Annotated in this window: 15 protein-coding genes, 1 tRNA gene and 1 pseudogene; 6 read left to right on the top strand and 11 right to left on the bottom strand. The window is 56.1% G+C overall.

All coding sequences use genetic code 11. From position 1 onward, the window contains the following. Positions 1–167 precede the first annotated feature (167 nt). Positions 168–968 carry an MlaA family lipoprotein gene (locus K1V27_RS03885; RefSeq protein WP_258928214.1) on the bottom strand — a complete coding sequence of 267 codons (801 nt, stop codon included), beginning with the start codon at positions 966–968 and terminating at the stop codon, positions 168–170. A gap of 306 nt (positions 969–1,274) precedes the next feature. Between K1V27_RS03885 and ftsH the strand changes: the two genes are divergently transcribed. Further along, complete coding sequence (ftsH, locus tag K1V27_RS03880; RefSeq protein WP_258928213.1) at positions 1,275–3,245, top strand: ATP-dependent zinc metalloprotease FtsH; 1,971 nt, start codon at positions 1,275–1,277, stop codon at positions 3,243–3,245. Positions 3,246–3,259: 14 nt separating this feature from the next. Here ftsH and K1V27_RS03875 read toward each other — a convergent pair whose 3' ends face one another. Together K1V27_RS03875 and K1V27_RS03870 are read right to left on the bottom strand one after the other, a co-directional pair. Continuing rightward, entirely contained in the window at positions 3,260–4,780 is a 1,521-nt protein-coding gene (locus K1V27_RS03875; RefSeq protein WP_258928212.1) for a leucyl aminopeptidase, read from the bottom strand. Between the two features lie 47 nt (positions 4,781–4,827). After that, positions 4,828–5,682: a HesA/MoeB/ThiF family protein gene (locus K1V27_RS03870; protein WP_258928211.1), complete on the bottom strand. Its 855-nt coding sequence runs from the start codon at positions 5,680–5,682 to the stop codon at positions 4,828–4,830. A 404-nt stretch (positions 5,683–6,086) separates the two neighbouring features. Here K1V27_RS03870 and serC point away from each other — a divergent pair, with 404 nt between their 5' ends. The 4 genes from serC to K1V27_RS03850 all read left to right on the top strand — a co-directional run bounded on the left by serC (position 6,087) and on the right by K1V27_RS03850 (position 10,246). Next, positions 6,087–7,172, top strand: coding sequence for a 3-phosphoserine/phosphohydroxythreonine transaminase (gene serC, locus K1V27_RS03865; protein WP_258928210.1), 1,086 nt, complete (start codon positions 6,087–6,089; stop codon positions 7,170–7,172). A gap of 633 nt (positions 7,173–7,805) precedes the next feature. Beyond that, entirely contained in the window at positions 7,806–8,183 is a 378-nt protein-coding gene (locus K1V27_RS03860) for an STAS domain-containing protein (RefSeq protein WP_258928209.1), read from the top strand. Positions 8,184–8,204: 21 nt separating this feature from the next. Next, entirely contained in the window at positions 8,205–9,200 is a 996-nt protein-coding gene (locus tag K1V27_RS03855) for a zinc-dependent alcohol dehydrogenase family protein (RefSeq protein ID WP_353740525.1), read from the top strand. Between the two features lie 35 nt (positions 9,201–9,235). Then, the gene (locus K1V27_RS03850) at positions 9,236–10,246 is read left to right on the top strand and encodes a protease inhibitor I42 family protein (RefSeq protein ID WP_258928207.1); all 1,011 of its coding nucleotides are present in this window, start codon (positions 9,236–9,238) and stop codon (positions 10,244–10,246) included. Between the two features lie 9 nt (positions 10,247–10,255). Here the strand turns inward: K1V27_RS03850 and K1V27_RS03845 are convergent, their stop codons facing one another. The 6 genes from K1V27_RS03845 to K1V27_RS03820 form a co-directional block, all read right to left on the bottom strand. Continuing rightward, positions 10,256–12,598 (bottom strand): PEP/pyruvate-binding domain-containing protein, encoded by a 2,343-nt coding sequence (locus tag K1V27_RS03845; protein ID WP_258928206.1) that lies wholly within the window; start codon positions 12,596–12,598, stop codon positions 10,256–10,258. Further along, positions 12,574–13,821: a Glu/Leu/Phe/Val family dehydrogenase gene (locus K1V27_RS03840; protein WP_258928205.1), complete on the bottom strand. Its 1,248-nt coding sequence runs from the start codon at positions 13,819–13,821 to the stop codon at positions 12,574–12,576. Before K1V27_RS03840 ends, K1V27_RS03845 begins: the two co-directional genes overlap by 25 nt. A gap of 124 nt (positions 13,822–13,945) precedes the next feature. Then, complete coding sequence (locus K1V27_RS03835; protein ID WP_258928204.1) at positions 13,946–14,923, bottom strand: P1 family peptidase; 978 nt, start codon at positions 14,921–14,923, stop codon at positions 13,946–13,948. A 4-nt stretch (positions 14,924–14,927) separates the two neighbouring features. Further along, on the bottom strand, positions 14,928–15,764 hold the full coding sequence (locus tag K1V27_RS03830) for an HD domain-containing protein (protein ID WP_258928203.1): 837 nt from the start codon (positions 15,762–15,764) through the stop codon (positions 14,928–14,930). A 54-nt stretch (positions 15,765–15,818) separates the two neighbouring features. After that, on the bottom strand, positions 15,819–16,337 hold the full coding sequence (locus K1V27_RS03825; protein ID WP_258928202.1) for a cyclic nucleotide-binding domain-containing protein: 519 nt from the start codon (positions 16,335–16,337) through the stop codon (positions 15,819–15,821). After that, positions 16,315–18,810, bottom strand: a complete 2,496-nt coding sequence (locus K1V27_RS03820; RefSeq protein WP_258928201.1) for an ABC transporter ATP-binding protein/permease — start codon at positions 18,808–18,810, stop codon at positions 16,315–16,317. Before K1V27_RS03820 ends, K1V27_RS03825 begins: the two co-directional genes overlap by 23 nt. Positions 18,811–19,217: 407 nt before the next feature. On the opposite strand from K1V27_RS03820, the gene K1V27_RS03815 reads away from it, so the two are divergent. Beyond that, positions 19,218–20,411 (top strand): FprA family A-type flavoprotein, encoded by a 1,194-nt coding sequence (locus K1V27_RS03815; RefSeq protein ID WP_258928200.1) that lies wholly within the window; start codon positions 19,218–19,220, stop codon positions 20,409–20,411. A gap of 161 nt (positions 20,412–20,572) precedes the next feature. Here the strand turns inward: K1V27_RS03815 and K1V27_RS03810 are convergent. Then, positions 20,573–20,848, bottom strand: a pseudogene (locus K1V27_RS03810) (HU family DNA-binding protein); the annotation flags it as partial. 300 nt (positions 20,849–21,148) lie between these two features. Next, positions 21,149–21,226 (bottom strand) — tRNA-Pro (locus tag K1V27_RS03805). Positions 21,227–21,263: the final 37 nt, after the last annotated feature.

Below are 21,263 nucleotides of genomic sequence, written 5' to 3'. Positions count from 1 at the left end.
ACACCCTATCGGGTGGAGCTGGATTTATGGCGGTCAGTTGGCGGCAGCACTAAAAAAACCGGGCGAGCCGCGTGCGGCTCGCCCGATTGAATATGTCGCTGATGTGCTGTTTCCATTACGAAGGCAACCGCAGCCCGGGGGCTGTGATTACCGTGTTGCTGCCCGGGTTACTGCCTGACCAGATTCTCACGATACTGGATGAAAGCGTTGCGCATGGAGACATAGGGATCGAGCGAGGCTTTGAGAAAGTCCTCATATTCCCCGAGCCGCAGAGAAATCGCGTTGAACTGCTGTAACGCCTTGATGGCACCGACTCCATACCAGGGGATCGGGAGATAGAAAGTAGGGTCTGTGAATGCGTCGCCGACCAGACCAAAGCTGTTGCGCAAACTGGATGGGCCAATCACCGGCCAGACAATGTAGAATACGGGTTTCATCCCATAATGGCCGAGCGTCTGTTCGAAATCCTCTTCGTAAGGGCCCAGATTCGCCGTGCACTGTTTCTCAACGAAGTCATAAAACCCTGCAAAACCAAAGGTCGAATTGAGGACAAAGCGTGCTGTTTCTGCTCCTGCCCGGGTGATTTTAAGCTGGAGTATGTTGTTCACCAAGCGGACGGGGAAGATAAAATTGTAGAATGCGTTGCGTAGACCGATTCTTCCGGGTTCCGGGATGATCTTTGCGTAAACCTTGCCTACCGGTTTCAGGAACCAGAAATATAATTTGTCATTCAATTTGAACATTGCCTGGTTGAACGGTTCCAGCGGGTCTGCGATGGCCGCTTCTCCTGCCTCGGGCCAAGCCATAAAGGTCTCCACCGGATACAATTCCTTCATGTTTTGAGCATGGGCGGCGTCTGTTGCAACGAACGACAACCTGGTTGCGACCACATCACTCAAAGCAGGCCATAATAATGCAACAAAAACAGCAGCAGCCGAGATGATTAGAGCCCTTATGCCGGCCTTCATGTAACACCCTCCTTAACATTCCGTTTTGAAAGCACCCGTTGCCTCCGCGATTTGCGAACCATAATATCACGAAGTGCAAAGTAAGCAACCAAATGAAAGAGGCAAGCACGATAATTTCCTTTTTTCACGTAACTTTTTCATTGGGTTTTTTGTCGATGGTTGAGCAACGTTTCCTTGCGTGCAGCCGAGGCAGTAGGTATAAATTGACAGTTCCCGACGGCTGATGGCAAAGATCGGAGCAACCTGGACCGAACATGGAACGTAGGAATTGAACTGACAATCGGCGTTGAATAGAGAGGGTCATGCATGGCTCGGCAATCCAAAGATGATTCCAGTCCCATGGACAAGATCATGAATCGCCTCAAAGGGGCCTCAGGGGGCGGCGGCACGCCGCCGTCCGGTTCTTCGCAGAAGAAGATTCATTTTTCCTTCTGGTATTTCCTGCTGGCTTTGCTGCTGCTTTCCTGGGTGCAGAGCTATATGGCCGAACCTTTGCGCGAACAGATTCCCTATTCGCAGTTCAAACAATGGGTTAAGGAAGGTAAGGTGAACAACCTGGTAGTGGGGCCGGAAAAGATCCGCGGTGATATTACGGCCGAAGGCCAGACGCCGGGCGCGAAGGCGGAACCGCAAACGCCCGGCAAGCCTGTAAAGCACTTTGTGACCAATCGGGTCAACGATCCGGACCTTATCCCGCTGCTTGACGAGAAAGGCATCACCTACAGCGCCAAGTTGGAAAACAAATGGGTCCAGGTGCTGCTTTCCTGGCTGCTGCCCCTGGCTATTTTCATTTTCTTTTGGAGCTTCCTCATCAGGCGGATGGGCGGTGGTCCCCAGGGTGTGCTCTCTGTTGGCAAGGCACGAGTGAAGATTTTTGCCGAGAAGGAAGTGGGCGTAACCTTTGGGGATGTCGCCGGAATCGACGAGGCAAAGGCGGAACTGCAGGAGATTGTGGAGTTCCTGAAGACACCGGAAAAATTTCAGCGGCTGGGGGGCCGCATTCCCAAGGGGGTGCTGTTGGTGGGTGCTCCGGGTACAGGGAAGACCTTGCTCGCCAAGGCGGTCGCCGGGGAAGCGGGGGTGCCGTTTTTCAGCATGAGCGGTTCGGAGTTTGTGGAGATGTTTGTGGGGGTTGGCGCCGCACGGGTGCGGGACCTATTTTCGCAGGCCAAGGAGCATGCGCCGTGCATCATCTTTGTGGATGAGCTGGATGCGCTCGGCAAAGCGCGTGGATTAAACCCCACCGGGGGGCATGATGAGAGGGAGCAGACTTTGAACCAGTTGTTGGTGGAGATGGACGGCTTTGATCCCAGTTCCGGAGTGATCATAATGGCGGCCACCAACCGGCCTGAAATCCTTGACCCTGCGCTGCTGCGCCCCGGCCGCTTCGACCGCCATGTGGCCATTGATAAGCCGGATATCCGCGGTCGCGAAGCGATATTAAAAATTCACACCAAAGGGGTGACGCTGGGACCGGATGTGGATCTGAGCAAAGTGGCGGCCATGACCCCCGGCTTTGTCGGGGCCGACCTCGCCAACCTGGTGAACGAAGCGGCGCTGGTTGCCGCGCGGCGCAATGCGGATGCGGTTGCCATGGCGGATTTCCAGGCAGCGGCGGATCGAATCATCGGCGGTCTGGAAAAGAAAAATCGGGCGATGAATCCCAAAGAAAAGGAGATCGTCGCTTATCACGAATCAGGGCATGCATTGGTGGCCATGTCGGTGAAACATGCCGATCCGGTCAATAAAATTTCGATTATTCCGCGGGGCATCGCAGCCCTGGGCTACACTCAGCAACTGCCCACCGAAGACCGCTACCTGATGACGCGCAATGAACTGCTCGATCGGTTGCAGGTGCTTCTGGGCGGCAGAGTGTCCGAAGAGATCATCTTTGGGGATATCTCCACAGGGGCCCAGAATGATCTCCAAAGAGCCACGGACATCGCGCGAAGCATGGTGACCGAATACGGAATGAGCGAACGTCTGGGTCCTCTCACCTACACCCGCGAGCCGCGTTCCGCCCACCTGGACCTCGGGCTGGGACCGCGCGAAAGGGACTACAGCGAGGGCACGGCGCGGGAAATCGATGCCGAAGTGTCCCGTTTGATCAGTGAGGCGCATCAGCAAACCATCACTATTTTAAAAGAAAAGAAGGACTTTTTGACGCGATTGGCAAAGATCCTGCTCGAAAAAGAGGTCCTCGAAGGGGAGGAGCTGAAAAAATTGATAGCTGAAGTCAGGGGCTCCCCCATGACTCCGGCCAGACAAGACCCGTAAGGCAGGCCAAGAAGCTACCCACACTGTTTTGTGGGGTGCCACCGACGCGCCAGGTCGACCAGTAATCGAACACCGAAGCCGGTCGCCCCCTTGGGCGCACTGACTAAATCTTTTTCGGTCCAGGCGGGACCGGCTATGTCCAGATGGGCCCACGGCACATGGTCCGGAACAAACTGTTTCAGAAAAATCCCGGCGACTATGGCCCCACCCTTCCTCTCCCCAACATTCTTGAAGTCGGCCACATCGCTCTTGAGGTCGTCGAAGTAGAAATCCCATTGAGGAAGAGGCCAGAGGCGATCGCCCACTTGCATTCCGATCTCCTGTATCTTCGCCACAAGCGCATCCTCGTTGCCCATCACGGCTCCGACCCGGTCGCCCAGGGCGACAATGCAGGCCCCTGTCAGGGTGGCAATATCCACCATGGCGCAAGGTTTCAGGTCAAGGGCATAGGCCAGGGCATCACCCAGGATCAATCGGCCTTCGGCATCGGTGCTGATGACTTCCACCGTGACACCGGACATGGAACGGAGCACATCGCCGGGTTTGTAGGCCTTGCCGTCAGGCATGTTCTCTGTGCAGGGCAGGATTCCCACGATGCGCCTGGCCAATTTCATTTCTCCAATAATCTGAAAAGCCCCCAGGATCGCCGCAGCTCCTGCCATATCATGCTTCATCAGCTCCATCTTGCTGCTCGGCTTAATGGAAATGCCGCCGGCATCAAAGGTAATGCCCTTGCCGATCAAAACCAGAGGCCGGTCTTCTTCAGTGCCGCGGGGACGGTGCTCCAATACAATCATGTAGGCGGGTTCCCGGCTGCCCTGAGCAACGGCGGTAAACAGTCCCATACCCATCCGGCGGGCGGCGTCGAGGTCAATCAATTGCATCTGAAAAGCGAATTGATGGGCAAGCTCGCGCGCCTTGTCGGCCAGGAATCGAGGGGTCACAATGTTTGCCGGCGCAACGACCAGGTCTCGTGCCAGGCAGATGCCCCGCGCTGTTCGCTGCGCATCGTTTAGAGCTTCCTGCAGATCGTCGCCCGGTTCCTGCCCGGCCAGAAGGCAAAGCGTTTCGGGAAAAGCATCGGGCTCATCGTTTCTCGTCTTCAGTGCGCCATAGCGGTACAGACCCGTTTCCGCCCCTATCAAGGCCTCTCGCAGCGCCGTAGCGCCATCCAGCGGAAGGCCTTGCAGAGCCGGTAAAGGCAGCGCCGGATGGCTGATGCGTAACTCCCTGCATTTGCGCACGGCGACCGCTGCCGCATTTCTCAGCTTTTCCCGGTCGAATTTTTCCGCCGGTCCCAGCCCGACACATATCACCCGCGCTATGCAATGATCTCTCGGCCCGTAATAGATCGACGTCTCTTGGTGCTTACCTTTGAAATCCCTCAATGGGGTCAGCTCTGCCTGCCACCAGGGTTGACTGTCAAGCCATTGTACAAAGCCCGGCAACAGCGGCCGGGAATCTTCGAACGTAAAAAAGAGAATGGCCTCGGCTTGCCAGTCCGCAAGGGGTGAAATTGACCAGTGCACATGCATCAAATGCTCCTTGATTTTTTGGGTTTCGTGGCGGCGACAACCCCGTCTCAATCCGTTGACTCACACGCCAAAGGAATCAGCTCTGTCCGCCCGCTTTCTCCATCAAAATAGAGTAGTTTGTCGCAATAAACGGGATTCTTTCCGGCAAGCAGCCTCATGGCCTCAAGGGCTTCCAGGCTGCCGATGATCGCGGCGCTCGGGCCAAGCACCCCGGTGGCCTCTTCGGCTGGATCTCGCGAGCGCAATCCCCCGTATACGCTTTTCAAATCACACGAGGAATGCGGCATAAAGGTGCTGATTTGGCCCCACCAGCCGGCGACCGCCGCGTGTATGAAGGGGATTCCCTCCTCGCGTGCGGACTCCGCCAAAAGAAAGCGACCGGCCAGATTGTCCAGCGCATCTAGCACCAGATCATTGTCCCGCACCAGCTCTGCTGCGTTTCTCTGTTCCATGATCAAATTGACCGGTTCAACCCGGATCAGGGGATTGATCTTTTGGGTTTCCCGGGCGGCGATCAGCGCTTTGGAGTGCGACAGGTTGGAAACGTTGCTGAGTAATTGACGATTCAAATTGCTGGCATAGAAGACGTCGCCGTCCACAACCCGGAGGTGTCCGACTCCCGCGCGTGCAAGCAGTTGAATGATGATGCCTCCCAGCCCGCCACAACCGCAAACGAGCACCCTGCCGGCGCAAATGGAGTGCTGTTCGCTGAGTTTCAATGCGGTTAAGTTCTTGAGGTAACGCAGGGGGATGATCCCTTCCCGCAGGGCTGCCATCTGAGCTGCAGGCGGTGAAATGTTTGCCTGGCACGCCCAGCTTAGCAGCGGCTCGTCCTCGATGACGCGTTGCGGACTGCCAAAATAGTCAAGGCAATGGGCTCGCTCCAGCAGGGTCGCAGTCATCTTCTCTTGCGCTCTTATCCACCCTTTGGTTACGTGTTTTTTGGACCGCCGGATTTAAGTGGAGCCGGCACGGGCAGCATACAATCAAGGCAGCTCCGGCTGCAATATCATACTCGCGTCGGGCGCATTTTTGCCCTGGTCATCCAGAACGGAACCTCTGCCGCGAACACGCCGGCAATTTCTGCATGAAGTCACCTGTAAACCCGGGGGGAAATTGTAATTGACAAAATTCGGCTTGCTCATTAGCGTAGCACCTCTACACCGAAACTTTGCCCGGGAGGCTGCCCGAGCACGCTTTCTGCGCGGAGTGCAGTCACCCGGGACTGCTCGTTCCGGCAGGGCGTAACCCCCGCGGGCTGCATATTCTCTAACAGGCGTTGCAATGGTGCAGGGAGGACTTGATCATGGCACAGCGCATATACAATTTCAATGCGGGACCGGCGACCTTGCCGCTTCCGGTTTTGCAGGAGATTAGAGACGAGCTGATTGATTTTCATGGTTCGGGCATGTCCATATTGGAAATCAGTCATCGTTCCAAATGGTTTGAGGAGGTGTTGGACGATGCCATTGTCCGGACCAAGCGATTGCTCAAGCTGGACGATCGCTATCATGTGCTGTTCCTGCAGGGCGGCGCCAGCATGCAGTTTTGCATGGTGCCGATGAATTTGGCTCTGGAGGGCAGGCCCCTCGACTACATCGACACCGGAACCTGGTCGACCAAGGCCATCAAGGAAGCGAGGATTCAGGGCAAGCAGGTGAATGTCATCGCCAGCTCCGAAGATCGGGAATACACGTATATACCCGGACAGTTCGAGGTCGATCCCGATGCCGCTTATCTGCACCTGACGTCCAACAACACCATACGCGGCACTCAGTGGCACCAGTTTCCGAATACCGGAAAGGTGCCCCTGGTGAGCGACATGTCTTCGGATATTTTCAGCAGAGTGTTCGATCCGGCGCCGTTCGGCTGCTTTTATGCCGGCGCCCAGAAGAATGCCGGCCCCGCGGGAGTCACCCTGGTGGTCATGCGCGACGATATGGTGGAGCGCTGCCCGGAAAATATCCCCACCATGTTGAAATACAGCACGTACGCGAGCAAGAAATCCATGTTCAACACCCCGCCCTGCTTCGGGATTTACGTGGTGCAACTGGTCACGAAATGGCTCGAAGAGACCATGGGCGGCATTGAAAAAATGGCCGCATTGAATCGCAAAAAGGCTGAGTTGTTGTATGCCTGCATCGACCGGGAGGATTTCTACCGGGGTACGGCTGATGCCGATTCCCGATCCTTCATGAATGTTACTTTTAGATTGGCCGACCCGGATCTGGAGTCAAAATTTATCAGTGAAGCCACCGCTGCAGGGCTGGGCGGTCTCAAGGGACACCGCTCGGTAGGCGGTTGCCGCGCCTCCATCTATAATGCTCTGCCCCTGGAAGGAGTCGAGGCGTTGGTACAGTTCATGCGCGACTTTGTACGCACAAACGGTTGAGACACAAAAACAATGGGAGTCAGTCTCCTGCAGCTTCTTGCACCGTTTGGGTAGATATGGGCTTTTTCGGTAAGCTCATCATCAGCATCACTATCATTGTCGTTTGCACGCAAATCGGCAGAAAATATCCCTCCCTGGCCGGTCTCATGGCAACCATGCCGTAGACCGGCCTGATTGTTTTGGTGTGGCTGCATGCGGATTCCTCCGGCAACTATGAGCTCATGACAAGCTACACCAAGGCCGCATTGTGGGGGATTCTGCCGAGCATCCTGTTTTTTCTGACGGCCTTGGCCTGCTTCCAAAAGCACCTGTCTTTGCCCGTCGTGCTCGTCGCGAGCTTCAGCGTGTGGCTCGCTGGTGCGATCGTGCATCAGTGGTTCTTGCGTTAGGACTTGCTGGTACCACCAGCCACCCGCTGAATTGCCCGACCTCCCTCCTGCGTTTCCAAAAACTGCAGGGGCCTTTCTCGTCTGAATGGAACACAAAGTTAAATTTTATTCTTGAAATTAAAGTATTGGGAAAAGTATGGTCATCCGCAAAGGCTTGCAGTGGAGGAGCTGCCTTTTTTCGGATTCTTGTCGCAAGGATCGGGCAGGCAGCCCGGGGGGCTGTATGTGCATGGGAGACAACGCTATGCCATTGGAGGTCAGTTCTAAGGAAAAGGAACCGGGAGTGTGCGTCGTGCAGCCGGTGGGATCGCTGGATTCCAACACGTACATGATCTTGCAGGAGCATCTGCATACTCTTTTTGCGCAAAGTTGCCCGGACATCATCATCTTCGACATGGAGGGAGTCAATTTCATCAGCAGCATGGGGGTCAGGGTCATTGTCAAGACCGGAAAGCGGCTCAGGGAGAAGGATGGAAAGCTGCTGGTGAGCAACCTCCGACCACAGATAAGGATGGTTTTTGATATCATCAGGGCCCTTCCGCCTGAAAGGATCTTCACCAGTCTGCAGGAACTCGATGACTACCTGGCTCATATGCAGAGGAAAACTGTGGAAAAGGGGTGACGCATGGAAATTCCTGACAAAATGGGCGCCATGGTGCTGGAGAATCCGGGAGAACCGCTGCGCTACAGGGAATTACCTGTTCCTCGACCCGCACCCGAACAGGTACTGCTGCGCATCCATGCCTGCGGCGTGTGCCATACGGACTTGCACATCGTCGATCGAGAGCTCCCCCATCCCAAGCTGCCCCTCATTCTGGGCCACGAAATTATCGGCACGGTGGTTCGCGCCGGCCAGCGGGTGGACAAGTTCAAGACGGGAGACCGGGTTGGGGTGCCGTGGCTGGGCTCTACCTGCGGTGCGTGTCGCTACTGCAGGCGAGGCCAGGAGAATCTCTGTGATCATGCCCAGTTTACCGGGTATACTCTGGATGGTGGTTACGCAGAGTATGCCGTAGCGGATCAGCGTTACTGTTTTACCATTCCCGCCAGCTACCGGGATGCCGCAGCGGCCCCGCTGCTCTGCGCCGGCCTGATAGGCTACCGCACCTATCGGATGGCCGGCAGAAACCTTGAGAAAATGGGAATCTACGGATTTGGCGCAGCGGCCCACATTGTAGCTCAAATTGCCCTGTTTGAAGGGGTGCAAGTGTATGCGTTTACCCGTCCGGGAGACCGGGAGGCGCAGGATTTTGCCAGACGGCTCGGCGCCGTTTGGGCCGGGGATTCGACCCAGTCTCCTCCGGATCAACTGGATGCGGCCATCATTTTTGCTCCGGTCGGCTCTCTGGTGCCGGAAGCCTTGCGTGTGACGGCCAAAGGGGGTTCCGTGGTGAGCGGCGGAATTCACATGAGTGATATTCCTGCCTTTCCTTACCGGCTGCTGTGGGAAGAACGGGTGGTGCGTTCGGTGGCCAACCTGACCCGACAGGATGGAGAGGAGCTGTTGGCCATAGCACCGCAGGTGCCGGTGCAAACCGAAGTGCAGCTGTATACCCTGAAGCAGGCCAACCAGGCGCTGGATGACCTGCGCAACGGAAGAATGGAAGGCGCGGGGGTCTTGAAAATATCTCCGGATTGATCCATTGACATGTCCCCGGAGTCCAGGGAGGAGCCATGAGAAGACCGCATAAGCTCGCCGCTTTTTTCTGCATTCTTGTCAACCTCTTTATTCTTGCGGGTTGGGCCGCTGGCGCTCAAGAAACAAAGCCAAAGCAGGCGGTCGGGCCTGCCAGCGTGTGGCAGCCGGGCGCCGAGGCCATGGATAGTATACGGGGGGAATGCGCCGATTTTACCGGGCAGGTTTTTGAGGAATGCTTCATAGCCGCTATGGCCACATACGGAGCCTCGGTCGAAGCGGCTGCGTTTGCCAGGGGATCGGGCAACCTGGCCTATGTCAGAAATTTTCAGGAGAGCGGTAGAGTCGATATTGCTTACGTTGAATATCCCTTTCGGGCCAACGAGAACCAGGGCATTTTGCTGGTGAACGGCTTCCCTCAACTGATTGATGTGGATAACTTCAACGTTTTGCCGCGGGGCGAACTGCAGAAGGATCCGCTCTATGTTCACCTGGTCAGGGAGTTCCCGAATATCTCGGTGTGGCCGGGAGACCGCTCGAGCGACCAGGACATATCGGCGGAAGCACTGGCCGGCGGGGGGCAGCGCTTTATTCTGAATTACCGTCTCCTGGACGGATGCCATGCCTGTGAACTGCTCGGCCAGGCAAAATTTGCTTTTCGCTTTGACGGCCTGGGGAATTTTACCGGTACCAAGCTCGTGGGCGTGGAAAGCCTGGTGGAGGAGACGCAGGTGAACAGAGCGGACGACTCTCATCAACAACACCTGATTGTGGATGAGGGAGAACAGTTTTCGGTCAGCCTGGATTCCAATCCGACCACCGGGTATCATTGGGAGCTGGCGGAGCCATTGGACGAAAGGGTGGTCAGATTGATTGGGGATGTTTATCAGGGGCCTGAGACCAAACTGGTCGGTGCCGGCGGCAAGGAAGTCTGGACCTTCAGGGCGGTGGGTACGGGCGAGGCGACCATCGCCATGAAATACGTGCGCCCCTGGCAAAAGGATGTTCCCCCTGAAAAGACCGCGCAATTTGCCGTCACCGTTCGCTGAAGTCCGGCCCTACTGGTCTGCGTGACTCCAGAACCCGATTCCCTGCTGCCCCTGACCATCCTGGTATACCTGGAGGCAGCGGCCGTCGGTGCGGGCGGGCACGTCAATGACGCGCACCACATCCCTGCAGGCGGCGAAATCAGGCACCAGGGATGCGAGAAGATTGGGGGCCTCCAGGAGAAATGCTTCGCGGAAAACCGTTTCGGGTCGATCCGGATAGATGGCCAGAGGTAGAATACTCGCCTCGACCAGGTCGTTGAAAAAGTGCGTGCCGTAAGAAACTTCGGGTGTCGACCCGTCTTCCTTGAAGGCGACCTCCGCCAGAATCAAAGTGTGATTGATGTCTTCGTAGCCCACTTTGACCCCTTGATTGATATCGCTGCTGCCCCATCGGGTGGGGCCAAACAAAGCGTAACGCTTGCCCTTCAGCAGCCGGTTCACTTTGCCGACCAGCCGGGCGATCAGCATTTTGTCTTCGTATGTGTCGAGCAGAGTGTACGCTTTGGGATCGACATAGACGATATACTCGACATCCCTGACGATACCGTTGAACACGCCGACGTTGTTGGTGAAGAGAATGGCGTCCGGGGCCACATTGTCCGGCAGCACCACCCGGCCTATTTTCTCGCCCACCGCAAGGGAGCGGCATTGCAGGATATACAATCTGTCATCGTCCCAGGCGAATTCGACATCGACCGGGTGGCCGTAAGCTTCCTCCAGTCTGCGCAGCACTTTTTTCATGAGAGGAACGAAGGGGGTCTTGGTCAGGAAATTTTCAAAAGTGATGATGGAATTCTGCAGTGCAACCGTTTGGGTCTTGTACATGGGCGCGGCCATGTGCTCATTGGCATAGCTCGAAAGGGCGTAGTACAGGTCGGGATAGTCGATCCGGCCAAATAAATCCACGTATGGGATGGTTTCCACCCGGCGCGCTTCAAGGTTGATGACGTCGATCAGCTTCTGGGAATACTTGCGAATTCGTGCCGGTTCGACTTCGGGCCTGAGGGTCGGGTGGCTCAGGGGTACCATGCGCGGATAGTCCGACTCCACGGGATCCACGGCGCGCGTTCCCAACCCCAGAACCATGCGCACCATGCCTTCTTCTCTGATGATTCGAGGCGTCCAGGCATAGGCGTTTTGCGAAAAAGCCACGCCGCCCGCAAAAGGGAAAAAATAAGGTCCGAAGCGGCGCCCGACGACCTTCTGCACCAGGGCGCTCATCCTCTCGTCGAAATCGATCAGTTGGTGATCGCGCCGATAGAGGATGGCAGCCGGGCTGAAGATGCTCATAAGAACCCGCTTGAGCCCCCACATGAAGTCATTGAGACGATTTTGCAGCTCTCCCTGATTGGCCAGGAAGACCGATTCATACTTGCCCGAGAAGGCGTAGCCGAAACTGTCTTCCAGCAGGCTCGAAGAACGGACAATCAGGGGGTGCTCCCCAACCTTTTGCAAAAATTCGCGAAAATCCTCGATGACATCGGGAGGAAAGGAAGCCTTTTTGAAAAGCGCGGACATGTTGCGGTATTCTTCTTCGATGGTCTCACTGGCTTTGTACTTTTGGCTGTGAAACGAATAGAGCCGGTTGTAATCCAGAAAATCGGAAAAATTGCCCGAATTAAAATAATAGGATTCCGGAACGTGAATATATTTCTCCAGTTCGGGATCGCACTCCTGCAGCCGCGGCAGAATGATTTTGTAGGCCAGGAACATGCCCGCCGCTTTGCCCCCTATTTTGCCGGATCGACGGCGGTTCCAGTAGCAGTGATCGATCAGTTCATCGATGTCGCGAATGGTGATATGGTTTTTGGCAACGCCGACAAAGGGCAGCTGACTGGAAATGAAGTGACTGATCAGCGCGACCCGCACTCCTTCTGCCTCACTGGGGGGAATGTACAGGTTGCCCTGGGGAATCTCACAGAACGCTTTGAGGGCCTTTTTGATGCGTGCAGAAGTCGCATCCTCTCGATTGACCACTTCATGAAGATGTTGAAATGCTTCGAGCTTCCTCGCCAGATTGATGTGGTTATCGATCTCCGACTGGGTGAAGTGGCGGGCAAAGTATAGATCGATCAAGGCGTTCTTATATTCGTTCAGAGCTTCCCGGTCCGCGTCCCGCCCCTCTTCGCGCAGGGCCCGTCGCGCCTCGCGCTCAAGCGCTGCGTCATTGACGATGCCCCGCTCCTCGAGGGCAGTGAGAAAAATGCCGCGGATCTCCCTTTGCAGGGATTCGTAACGCACGATGGTGCGAACGATGCGATGCACTTTTACGAGCTCGGCAACACAGCTGGACTCTGACAATTTCAAACCTCCGCCCGCTCGAATCGTTACACCCAGCCGCGCAGCTTGCATGCTTCCGCCACCCGGGCCACCGCAACGAGGTAGGCTGCCCGGCGCAAGCTGATTTGCTTCTTTTGACTCATCTCATACACACTCTGGAAGGCGTGCGTCATCTTCTTGTCCAGGCGCCAGTGCACTTCCTGCAGTTCCCAGTAGAGATTGTTCGAGTTCTGCACCTGCTCGAAATAGGAGACCGTGACGCCGCCGGCGTTGGCCAGGAAATCCGGCAGAACAATAACCCCCTTGTCATTGAGGATGCCGTCGCCGTCAGGAGTGGTCGGTCCATTGGCCAGTTCACAGCAGATCCTGCACTGTATTCGAGGAGCATTGTCCCGCGTGATGACATCTTCCAACGCAGCCGGAAACAGGACTGTTGCGTCCAACTCGAGAAGTTCCCTGTTGGTCACCGCCTCTGCATGGGGGAACCCCTTGAGCTGCCCGTTTTTGAGCTTGTAGTCGACGAGCTGTGCCGCGTCAATGCCCGAAGGGTTGTACACGCCGCCTTTGGAATCCGATGCGGCCACCAGCTTGAGCCCGAGGATCTCTTCCCCGAGCAGAGCGGCATGCTGGCCGGCGTTTCCGAAACCCATGACGGCCATGGACTGCCCGCTCAGATCAATGCCATGCGCTTGAGCGGCCTCCCGTGTAACGTAAATCCCGCCGCGCGCGGTGGCGTCGCCACGGCCCTGTGAACCGCCCAGGGGAATCGGTTTGCCGGTGATCACTCCGGGGTGGTTTTCACCGACGATGGTTTCGTATTCATCCATCATCCACGCCATGATCTGCGGAGTGGTATAGACATCGGGGGCCGGCACGTCCTTGGTCACCCCCAGAGACCTTGCCATGGCCCTGATATACGCTCTCGCCAGTTGCTCCTTTTCACGCTCCGACAGTTCTTTGGGATTGCAGACGACGCCTCCTTTGCCTCCGCCGAGGGGAATATCCACTACCGCCGTCTTCCAGGTCATCCAGGCAGCCAGTGCCCGCACGGTATCAACCGTTTCCTGGGGGTGCCAGCGTATACCGCCCTTGGCCGGGCCGCGCGCGGTGTTGTACTGGATTCGAAAAGCATGAAAAATCCGCGTCGAACCGTCATCCATCCTTACGGGCAGCGTGGCTTTGATCTCGTGCATGGGCCAGCGCAGCAACTCGTGCGTTGCGGGGTCCAGGCCAAGCTCCCCGGCTGCCTCGTCCAACTGCTGCTGGGCGGTGGTGAACGGATTGAACCGATCCATGTGGGACTCCTTATCTTCTGGTTAGGGATCAAATCCTGCCATCGAGCCGGCCGGTTCTCAATTGTGGTCCAAGCAAGGCGGCAATAGCACAGGGCGGCTCGCGCCCTGTCATGGAACGTTTTGGTTACCGAGGATGGAGGTCGGCGAAGGCAGGCAGCCGTCCCCATGAGCAGGCTTTGCGAACTCCGTGCAGGATCGCCCGGGCTGTCGCCTGAGCCGCCAGCGAACCGACCACGCTCACTTCCACCCCTTCCAGGTCTCCACAGCTCAAACTGAAAATGGTATCGCCGTCGTATTGCGTGTGGGCCGGATAAACCGTGCGTGCCAAACCGTCATGGGCCATTTGCGCCACCTTGGTGAGTTGGGTCTTGGTGAATTTTACATTGGTCGCTACCACGCCCACAACGGTATTCTGACCTTCGGAGAATCCCTTCAGTTGTTTCAGGTGTCTAAGCTGAGCGTCGGCGTCGATGAGCTGCAAGCTGTGCGGACTTTTGCGGCAACCGGCAATGGGATGATTGAGGGCGGGATCGATGACGTCGCCGAAAGCGTTCACCACCATCAACGCAGCCACTTTAACCCCACTGGGTGCCTTCACACAGGCACTGCCCAGCCCGCTTTTCATGGCCTGCTGCAGACCGTATAACTTACCGACCGAGGCACCGGTGCCGGCCCCCACGCAGCCCTGCGGCACCGGCTCCGATGAGGCTTGGGTACAGGCCTCGAAGCCGAGGGCCGCATCGGGGTAAAGCCCCGATTGGTTGAGACCGAGGTCAAAGATCACTGCTCCGGATACGATGGGAATCAATCCATGGCCGCTGTCAAAGCCGATTCCCCGGCTGCTGAGATAATTGCGCACCCCCTCGGCCACGCTCATGCCAAAGGCGCTGCCGCCGGTAAAAAAAATACCATGCACACGGTCCACCAGATTCAGGGGATTGAGTGTATCTGTGCCGTAGGTGCCGGGAGCACCGCCGCGCACGTCTACACCGGCGGTCGCGCCGCCTCGCGTCAGAATGACGGTACAGCCGCTGGGACCGTTTGCCAGCGATGCGTGCCCCACCTGGATGCCTTGGATGGCCGTGAGGGTATCGTTTGACATAGAGCTAATCTCCAAAATGTTGCACCAGGTAGCGGTAGATTTCCTTGCCGATTTCCATTCCCGTCTCGATAATCTCGGGTCCGAACTGTCGCCCTGTGGCGGTGCGAAATGTGTCTGCAATGCGCACCATGCCGGTCATGCCCCACGGAAAGCGCGCAATGAGCTCCTGCGCGGTGAGCTCCTGATAATTCATCATGTGCCAGAGGGTGTGAGTGAAAGTGTCGGGCCCCCAGCGGAACTTGTCCGCATCATACAGGCAGTCGCTCACCAGCTGAAATGACGGCCGTGCGCAGGTTTTGGGCGTGACGAACGCTTCATGATTGCGGATGGCCTGGCAGATGCACTCGATTTCTTCGGTTTGCAGGGGGAGGGCCTCGAGATACCTGAGGGCCTCGCGCGCGCCCACCTCCGCGTGACGCTCTTCGCCCCGGCTGATGTCATGCAGCAGCCCTGCAATCAAGCCCATGAGGATCAGTCTCTCGAGCCGCGCCGGCTCCATGGGATTCGTTTCCATTTCCGCCTGTATCAGGGCGGCTCCGTCAATGCTCACGCGCGCGCTGTGGTACATGCCGTGTCCCAGGTCCTCCTGCAAAACGGGCTCCAACCTGTCGCGCAGCAGAATCAGGAGGGGATGGTTGAAGAACAGCCTGCGCGCGAAGGAAAGAGGAGCCTTAAATTGTACATAAAAGGCCGGGCAGGGGTGCCTTGAGGCGATACGTTCGGCTTCTCTTTGCAGGTTTTGCGGCAGCGGGTTCATCGGCTCTCCTACTGCAGACGATATTTTTCCGCCGGCAGACGCCTGAAGCGCGGGGTATATTCCGATGTCATGGTATTGCTCCATGGCCCGTCCTTCGGCAGCGGTCCTCCACCGGCGGTGGTCCGGGCGTTTTGGGATTCATCCGTAGACGCACTCATGCACATGTTTTTGCATGAGTTTTTCTTCCATCTGCACGATTCTTTTGATCATCATGTCAAGCACCTTCACTCCCACTTCGGGGAATTGTACGAGCAGCTTGCGGAAGCTCTCACGGTCCAGGGTGAGGCACTCGACGTCGGTGGTGGCTCTGACCGAAAACAGCCTGCGAATGTCGGAAAGGAGTGCCACACCACCGAAAAACTCGCCCGCACGAAGCTCATTCAGGTAGACTGAATGGTTTTCATATTCCCTGACGACTTGCGCACTTCCGGAAAGAAGGATGTACCCGCGGTCATCCGCATCGCCCTGGCGGAAGATGAATTCACCGGCCCGGTAGCAAGCCCGTTTGCATAGATAAGCGTAAAGTTTCAGGCGTTGCAAGGGTATTCCCGAAAAAACCGGGATCTTTCGCAACACGTCAAGGTTGGCATCCAATTCGCACTGACCCGCGCGTTCACTCGGAACACATGGGGCGTTATTCTCCGTGGGCGAGTTCATAAAAAAGCCCCTTTCGTGCCAGGAGTTCTTCGTATTGACCGGCTTCGACGATTTTGCCCGCCTTCATTAATACAATCTGATCATAATCTCTAACTAATTCAAGCCGATGGACTACCGCAATCAGTGTCGCCCGGCCTTTCAATGTAGTCTTGAGAAGCTCCTGCACTCTCGCTTGTGAGCGGTTGTCCAGACTGGCGGTGGCCTCATCCAGGATGAGAATGCGAGGCCTCTTCAAGAACAAACGGGCCAGCGCTATTTTCTGCTTTTGCCCTCCCGAAAGCCGGTCTCCCTTGCTTCCCACTTGAAAAGCCAAGCCGGCCTCCATGACTTTGTCAAGCAGATTTTGCTCGTCCAGCAACTGGACCACCCGCTCCTGGACCTGTTCCATGGCGCGCGGATGATCCGCTTTGGGATGACCGAACAGGATGTTCTCCATGATGGTGTGAGTGAAAAGATATCGGTTCGGTTGATAAAAAGTGAATGCGTGCGGATCTCGCTCGGACATTTGTTGGTAAAATTTGTGGCGTGCCCGAATGATCTTATGTTCCAGAGAGCTCGACAAGGTGGCCATCTTGTGGATGGAGGGGGTGAAGCGCAGGGCGAGCTTGAGGACAGCCTCCAGCTCTTTTTTTGGCAGGTGCTGGTGCCCGGCCTTTTTCAGGCGCTCGATAAGGGCGCTGTAGAGATCAAATTCGTGGCGCGGAATCGGGCTCATCTCGAAGAAGAATTGATCGTCCTGCAGATCCTCGAGCAGAGAAACCGTCTGCTTTGCCAGTTCCAGTCCAAGTCCGAGCAAATCCTGAGTCAGCTGCGTTTCCTCCAGGAATTGCCTGAAGGCCTTGTTGGCGGGCAGTTGTTCCAACTCCCAAACCTTACGGTTGGGATAGCCGAAGGTGATGTTCTCGGCCATGTTGGTGTTCCTGAGCAGTCTTTCGGCGTCAAAGAATTCGATCTGTTCCGCCAGTTCGCTTCCCCATTGACGGTAAAACTCCTCGCGCACCCCGACCAGCCTGTCAGCCAACGCAGCATGCCGGTTGATGTCGAGCATGGTATTCAGCCCAAAGCGGAGAATGTCGTCCGTCAGTCCCACTTCGTCCACCACCTGAAGAATGCGGGCCAGGTCCGGAAGCGGCTCATCCTTGAGCAGCTCATTGAGCTGCAGAGACTTGCAGGCATAGAGAATATTTTCCAGGATGGAATCGTCGAAGATGAAGGGATGCTGAGCAACATAGCCCACGTTGTAGCTGACATCCAGTTTGGTCAGCTGCTTGAGTTCCATGCCGTCAAACAGGACATGCCCGCGGGAATAACTGTAGAGCTGCCCGATGACCATGGCCAGAGTGCTTTTGCCGCTCCCCGAAAAGCCGACAACGGCCAGTTGCCGGCCGGGCTCCAATCCCAGGGAAATCTGGTCCAGAATGTGTATATCGCCGTCAACGATGTAATCCAGACCGCTCACCTGGATTTTGCCCTGCAACCGGTAAGGCTCTCGTGGCTCCTCCGGCTCGAGCAGAAATTCCGGGGCCTGGTCGAAATAGCTCATGACCTGATGGTAGCGCACCCTGCTGTCTTGCAGGTCCTGATAGTAGTCCATCAGTTCTTTCCACGGATCGTACAACTTTTCGTAGGCCGACAGAAAAGCAACCAGAGCGCCAAGATCGAGTCGGCCCTTGATGGTCAAATAGCCGCCCAGCAGAAACAAAATGAAAGGGCCCAGACTCTGAAAGAAGTTGTTGATGAATTTGACCAGGTACTTGTTCTTGTTCATGCGATGGCGCAGACCGAAGAGCATCGAGCCGAAGGTGTCAAGCTTCTTGTTTTCGATTGGATAACCGGCGTTGCCGTGAATTTCGTGCATGCCGGAGATGGCTTCGCCTATGGCGTTGCTCATGCTGCGGGTGACGTTGATGCGCTCCTGATTGAGCCTGTTATAGCGTCGCTGCAGTACAGGAATAATCAGAATTTCAGCCGGATAAATGGCGAAGCTGAGGAAGGCCAGCAGCGGGTTGAGATAGACCATATAGCCGGCAAACGTGATTAACGTGAGCAGGTTGATGACCGGCACCGCCAGGGCGCTGCCCAAAAAATCACCCGGTCCGCTGAGTTCCGATGTCAGTGAAGAGATGACCATGCCCGGTGGCGTTCTTCGGAAAAACGCCAGAGGCAGGCTCAAAATGTGCGCATAGATCCTGGTGCGCATTTGATAGAGGATTTTTTGTCCGATATAGCCCTGCAGCACATTGATGAAGTATTTCAGCACGCCGGCCATGACAACCGCGCCGATGTAAAGGCCGCAGTATACAAACAGGGCGTTCAGGTTGCGTGACTGGATGGCGACATTGACAATGCGCTTTTGCATCTCCAAAGGAAAGACGCGGAAAAAGACGGTGAACAGGACCATGATGAACAGAGCAAACTGCAGTCCGCGGCAGCATTCCAGCACCCAGGAAAAAAGAGACTTTTTCGTCACCATCAACGCCATCTCCAATTTCGGCACAACGCCTGTCAAGGATTCAGAAAAATGCCGGACAACCACACCTGACATTGCGGCATCCAGCGAATCCGCGATGCAGGAGTCGGCAGCCGGAATGAAGCGACCAGCTGCAGACAAAAAGGCATATTATCCTAGCACACCTCGATTGCCCATTGCACCTGCTTGTTCCCGGCCCGCGTATAATGTCGTTGTGCTGATTTTTGAGCGGGAATTCAGCGTTCCAAGACTGCACTGCTGTGAATTGCACCCCCTTCCGACTCTTTCAATTCCAGGTGCGAGTCATTATTATATACAGGTTGCACAGTGGACCGGTTTGAAAACGCCCGGATGAACAACTGAGCCCAATGCTGCGAATCTCATGGCTGACCATTGTAAGGGAGGAGAACATGCTGCCTGTCGAAGTCAAAAAGGACATCTACTGGGTCGGGGCTGTGGATTGGAACATCAGAGATTTTCACGGCTATTCGACACCCAAGGGAACAACCTACAACGCGTACCTGCTGCTGGACGAAAAAACAGCCTTGTTTGATACGGTCAAGAAGCCCTTCAAGGATACCCTGCTGCACAACATCAGCCGCCTTATCGAGCCGCGCACAGTGGATTATTTGATCGTGAACCACGTGGAGATGGACCATTCCGGGGCTCTGCCGGAGATCATGGAAGCGATCCGGCCGCACAAGGTCTTTTGCTCGGCCATGGGCAAAAAGGCCCTCATGGAGCATTACCGTCGCGACGACTGGCCGTATGAAGTGGTCGAATCCGGCCGGACCATTCGCCTGGGGAAAAAGAGCGTGCAGTTTCTTGAAACGCGCATGCTCCACTGGCCGGATAGCATGATGTCCTACATTCCGGAGGATCGGCTGCTCATCTCAAGCGATGGCTTCGGTCAACACTGGGCCACCAGTCAGCGCTTCGACGATCAAGTGGATTTCAGCCAACTGATGCGGCATTCTGCCAAGTATTACGCCAATATTCTGCTGCTCTATTCGCCGCTCATTCAAAAACTGCTCGGCAGTGTGCAGCAGATGGGCCTGCCGATCGATATGATTGCACCCGATCATGGACTTATCTGGCGGGGAGAGCCGCAAAGGATCATCGACGCCTATGCTGAATGGAGTCGCCAGCAGGGCAAGGAAAAAGCCCTCATCATCTATGACACCATGTGGCACAGTACTGAGAAAATGGCCTATGCCATCGGCGATGGGTTGAGTCAGGAAAACGTCGATTTTGAGATCTTCAATCTGAAATATGCCCACCGCAGTGATGTCATGACGGAGGTCCTGGATGCCAGAGCACTGATTTTCGGATCGTCCACCCTCAACAACGGCATGATGCCGGCCATGGCCGACATGCTCACTTACCTGAAGGGGCTCAAGCCGCTCAACAAGTTGGGGGCCGCCTTCGGGTCGTATGGTTGGAGCGGGGAGGCGGTAAAATTGCTGACCGGGGTCATGGAGGAGATGAAAATTGAACTGGCGGATGCCGGGCTGCGGGTGAAATACGCCCCGTCCCACGCCGATTTAAAGCAATGCATCGAGCTCGGACGCAAGATCGGTGCGGCGGTCAAGGAAAAGAGCTGATGGGCGCAGCCGGTGAAAGAAGCGAGAAAACGAGACCCTCTTTCACTGCGCTGAGCTGGTGTGTTGACAATTCGCTGAGAAGAAAAAGGCGGGGCGGCTCAGGATATCGTTCCCATTGCGTTGCTCAGTGACCCTCCCATGGAAGGCTGGCAGCTGCCGGTTTATTTGACTCGATCTTTCAGCGCCTTTCCCGGTGTGAACTTGACTACCTTAGCGGCAGGAATCTTGATCTTTTCACCGGTCCTAGGATTTCTGCCCTCTCTTTCAGCACGCTCCGCCACTTTGAAGCTCCCAAACCCGAGTAAAGAAACGGACTGCCCCTTCTCCAGTGCGGTGGAAACCCCATCGGTAAACGCATTGATGGCGGATTCTGCTGCCTTTTTGGTGATGCCGGCCTTATCGGCTACAAATGCGGTCAGTTCTGCTTTGGTCATTCTTTCCCTCCTTTTTGAAACAACCGATTCCCCGTAGAAAGCCGCCCCACCAACTCTTTAATACTAAACCGGAGTGCAAGTCCAGTGTTTTCATGCGGTTTTATGAGCTTTCGGCAAATTTTTTTGCGGATCAGCGGACGATGTTCATCAAAGTTCCAGGCAACGGAGGTATTCGGCCGGGCCTGCCCGGCGAACTTCCGGTGAAACTCCAGTAGCCTTTTGCCCCCGGCGCCACTGAACGGCTGCAAAATCAAAAGGGCCGCTTGAGCACATGCGCCCAAGCGACCCTTTTTGCTGTTTTGCTGGTCGGGACGAGAGGATTTGAACCTCCGTCCTCTTGCACCCCAAGCAAGCGCGCTAACCAGTCTGCGCCACGTCCCGATGAGGACGTATGCTTAGCATTTATCGGTGCGCCTGT

The organism is Desulfoferrobacter suflitae, assembly GCF_022603395.1.
Taxonomy (GTDB): domain Bacteria; phylum Desulfobacterota; class Syntrophobacteria; order Syntrophobacterales; family Syntrophobacteraceae; genus Desulfoferrobacter; species Desulfoferrobacter suflitae.
This window is presented reverse-complemented; position numbering and strand designations above follow the sequence as displayed.

Excerpts from the sequence above, each read along its gene's own strand:
- K1V27_RS03885 (WP_258928214.1), bottom strand. The coding sequence starts at position 968 with ATGAAGGCCGGCATAAGGGCTCTAATCATCTCGGCTGCTGCTGTTTTT.
- ftsH (WP_258928213.1), top strand. The coding sequence starts at position 1,275 with ATGGCTCGGCAATCCAAAGATGATTCCAGTCCCATGGACAAGATCATG.
- K1V27_RS03875 (WP_258928212.1), bottom strand. The coding sequence starts at position 4,780 with ATGCATGTGCACTGGTCAATTTCACCCCTTGCGGACTGGCAAGCCGAG.
- K1V27_RS03870 (WP_258928211.1), bottom strand. The coding sequence starts at position 5,682 with ATGACTGCGACCCTGCTGGAGCGAGCCCATTGCCTTGACTATTTTGGC.
- serC (WP_258928210.1), top strand. The coding sequence starts at position 6,087 with ATGGCACAGCGCATATACAATTTCAATGCGGGACCGGCGACCTTGCCG.
- K1V27_RS03860 (WP_258928209.1), top strand. The coding sequence starts at position 7,806 with ATGCCATTGGAGGTCAGTTCTAAGGAAAAGGAACCGGGAGTGTGCGTC.
- K1V27_RS03855 (WP_353740525.1), top strand. The coding sequence starts at position 8,205 with ATGGGCGCCATGGTGCTGGAGAATCCGGGAGAACCGCTGCGCTACAGG.
- K1V27_RS03850 (WP_258928207.1), top strand. The coding sequence starts at position 9,236 with ATGAGAAGACCGCATAAGCTCGCCGCTTTTTTCTGCATTCTTGTCAAC.
- K1V27_RS03845 (WP_258928206.1), bottom strand. The coding sequence starts at position 12,598 with ATGCAAGCTGCGCGGCTGGGTGTAACGATTCGAGCGGGCGGAGGTTTG.
- K1V27_RS03840 (WP_258928205.1), bottom strand. The coding sequence starts at position 13,821 with ATGGATCGGTTCAATCCGTTCACCACCGCCCAGCAGCAGTTGGACGAG.
- K1V27_RS03835 (WP_258928204.1), bottom strand. The coding sequence starts at position 14,923 with ATGTCAAACGATACCCTCACGGCCATCCAAGGCATCCAGGTGGGGCAC.
- K1V27_RS03830 (WP_258928203.1), bottom strand. The coding sequence starts at position 15,764 with ATGGAGCAATACCATGACATCGGAATATACCCCGCGCTTCAGGCGTCT.
- K1V27_RS03825 (WP_258928202.1), bottom strand. The coding sequence starts at position 16,337 with ATGAACTCGCCCACGGAGAATAACGCCCCATGTGTTCCGAGTGAACGC.
- K1V27_RS03820 (WP_258928201.1), bottom strand. The coding sequence starts at position 18,810 with ATGGTGACGAAAAAGTCTCTTTTTTCCTGGGTGCTGGAATGCTGCCGC.
- K1V27_RS03815 (WP_258928200.1), top strand. The coding sequence starts at position 19,218 with ATGCTGCCTGTCGAAGTCAAAAAGGACATCTACTGGGTCGGGGCTGTG.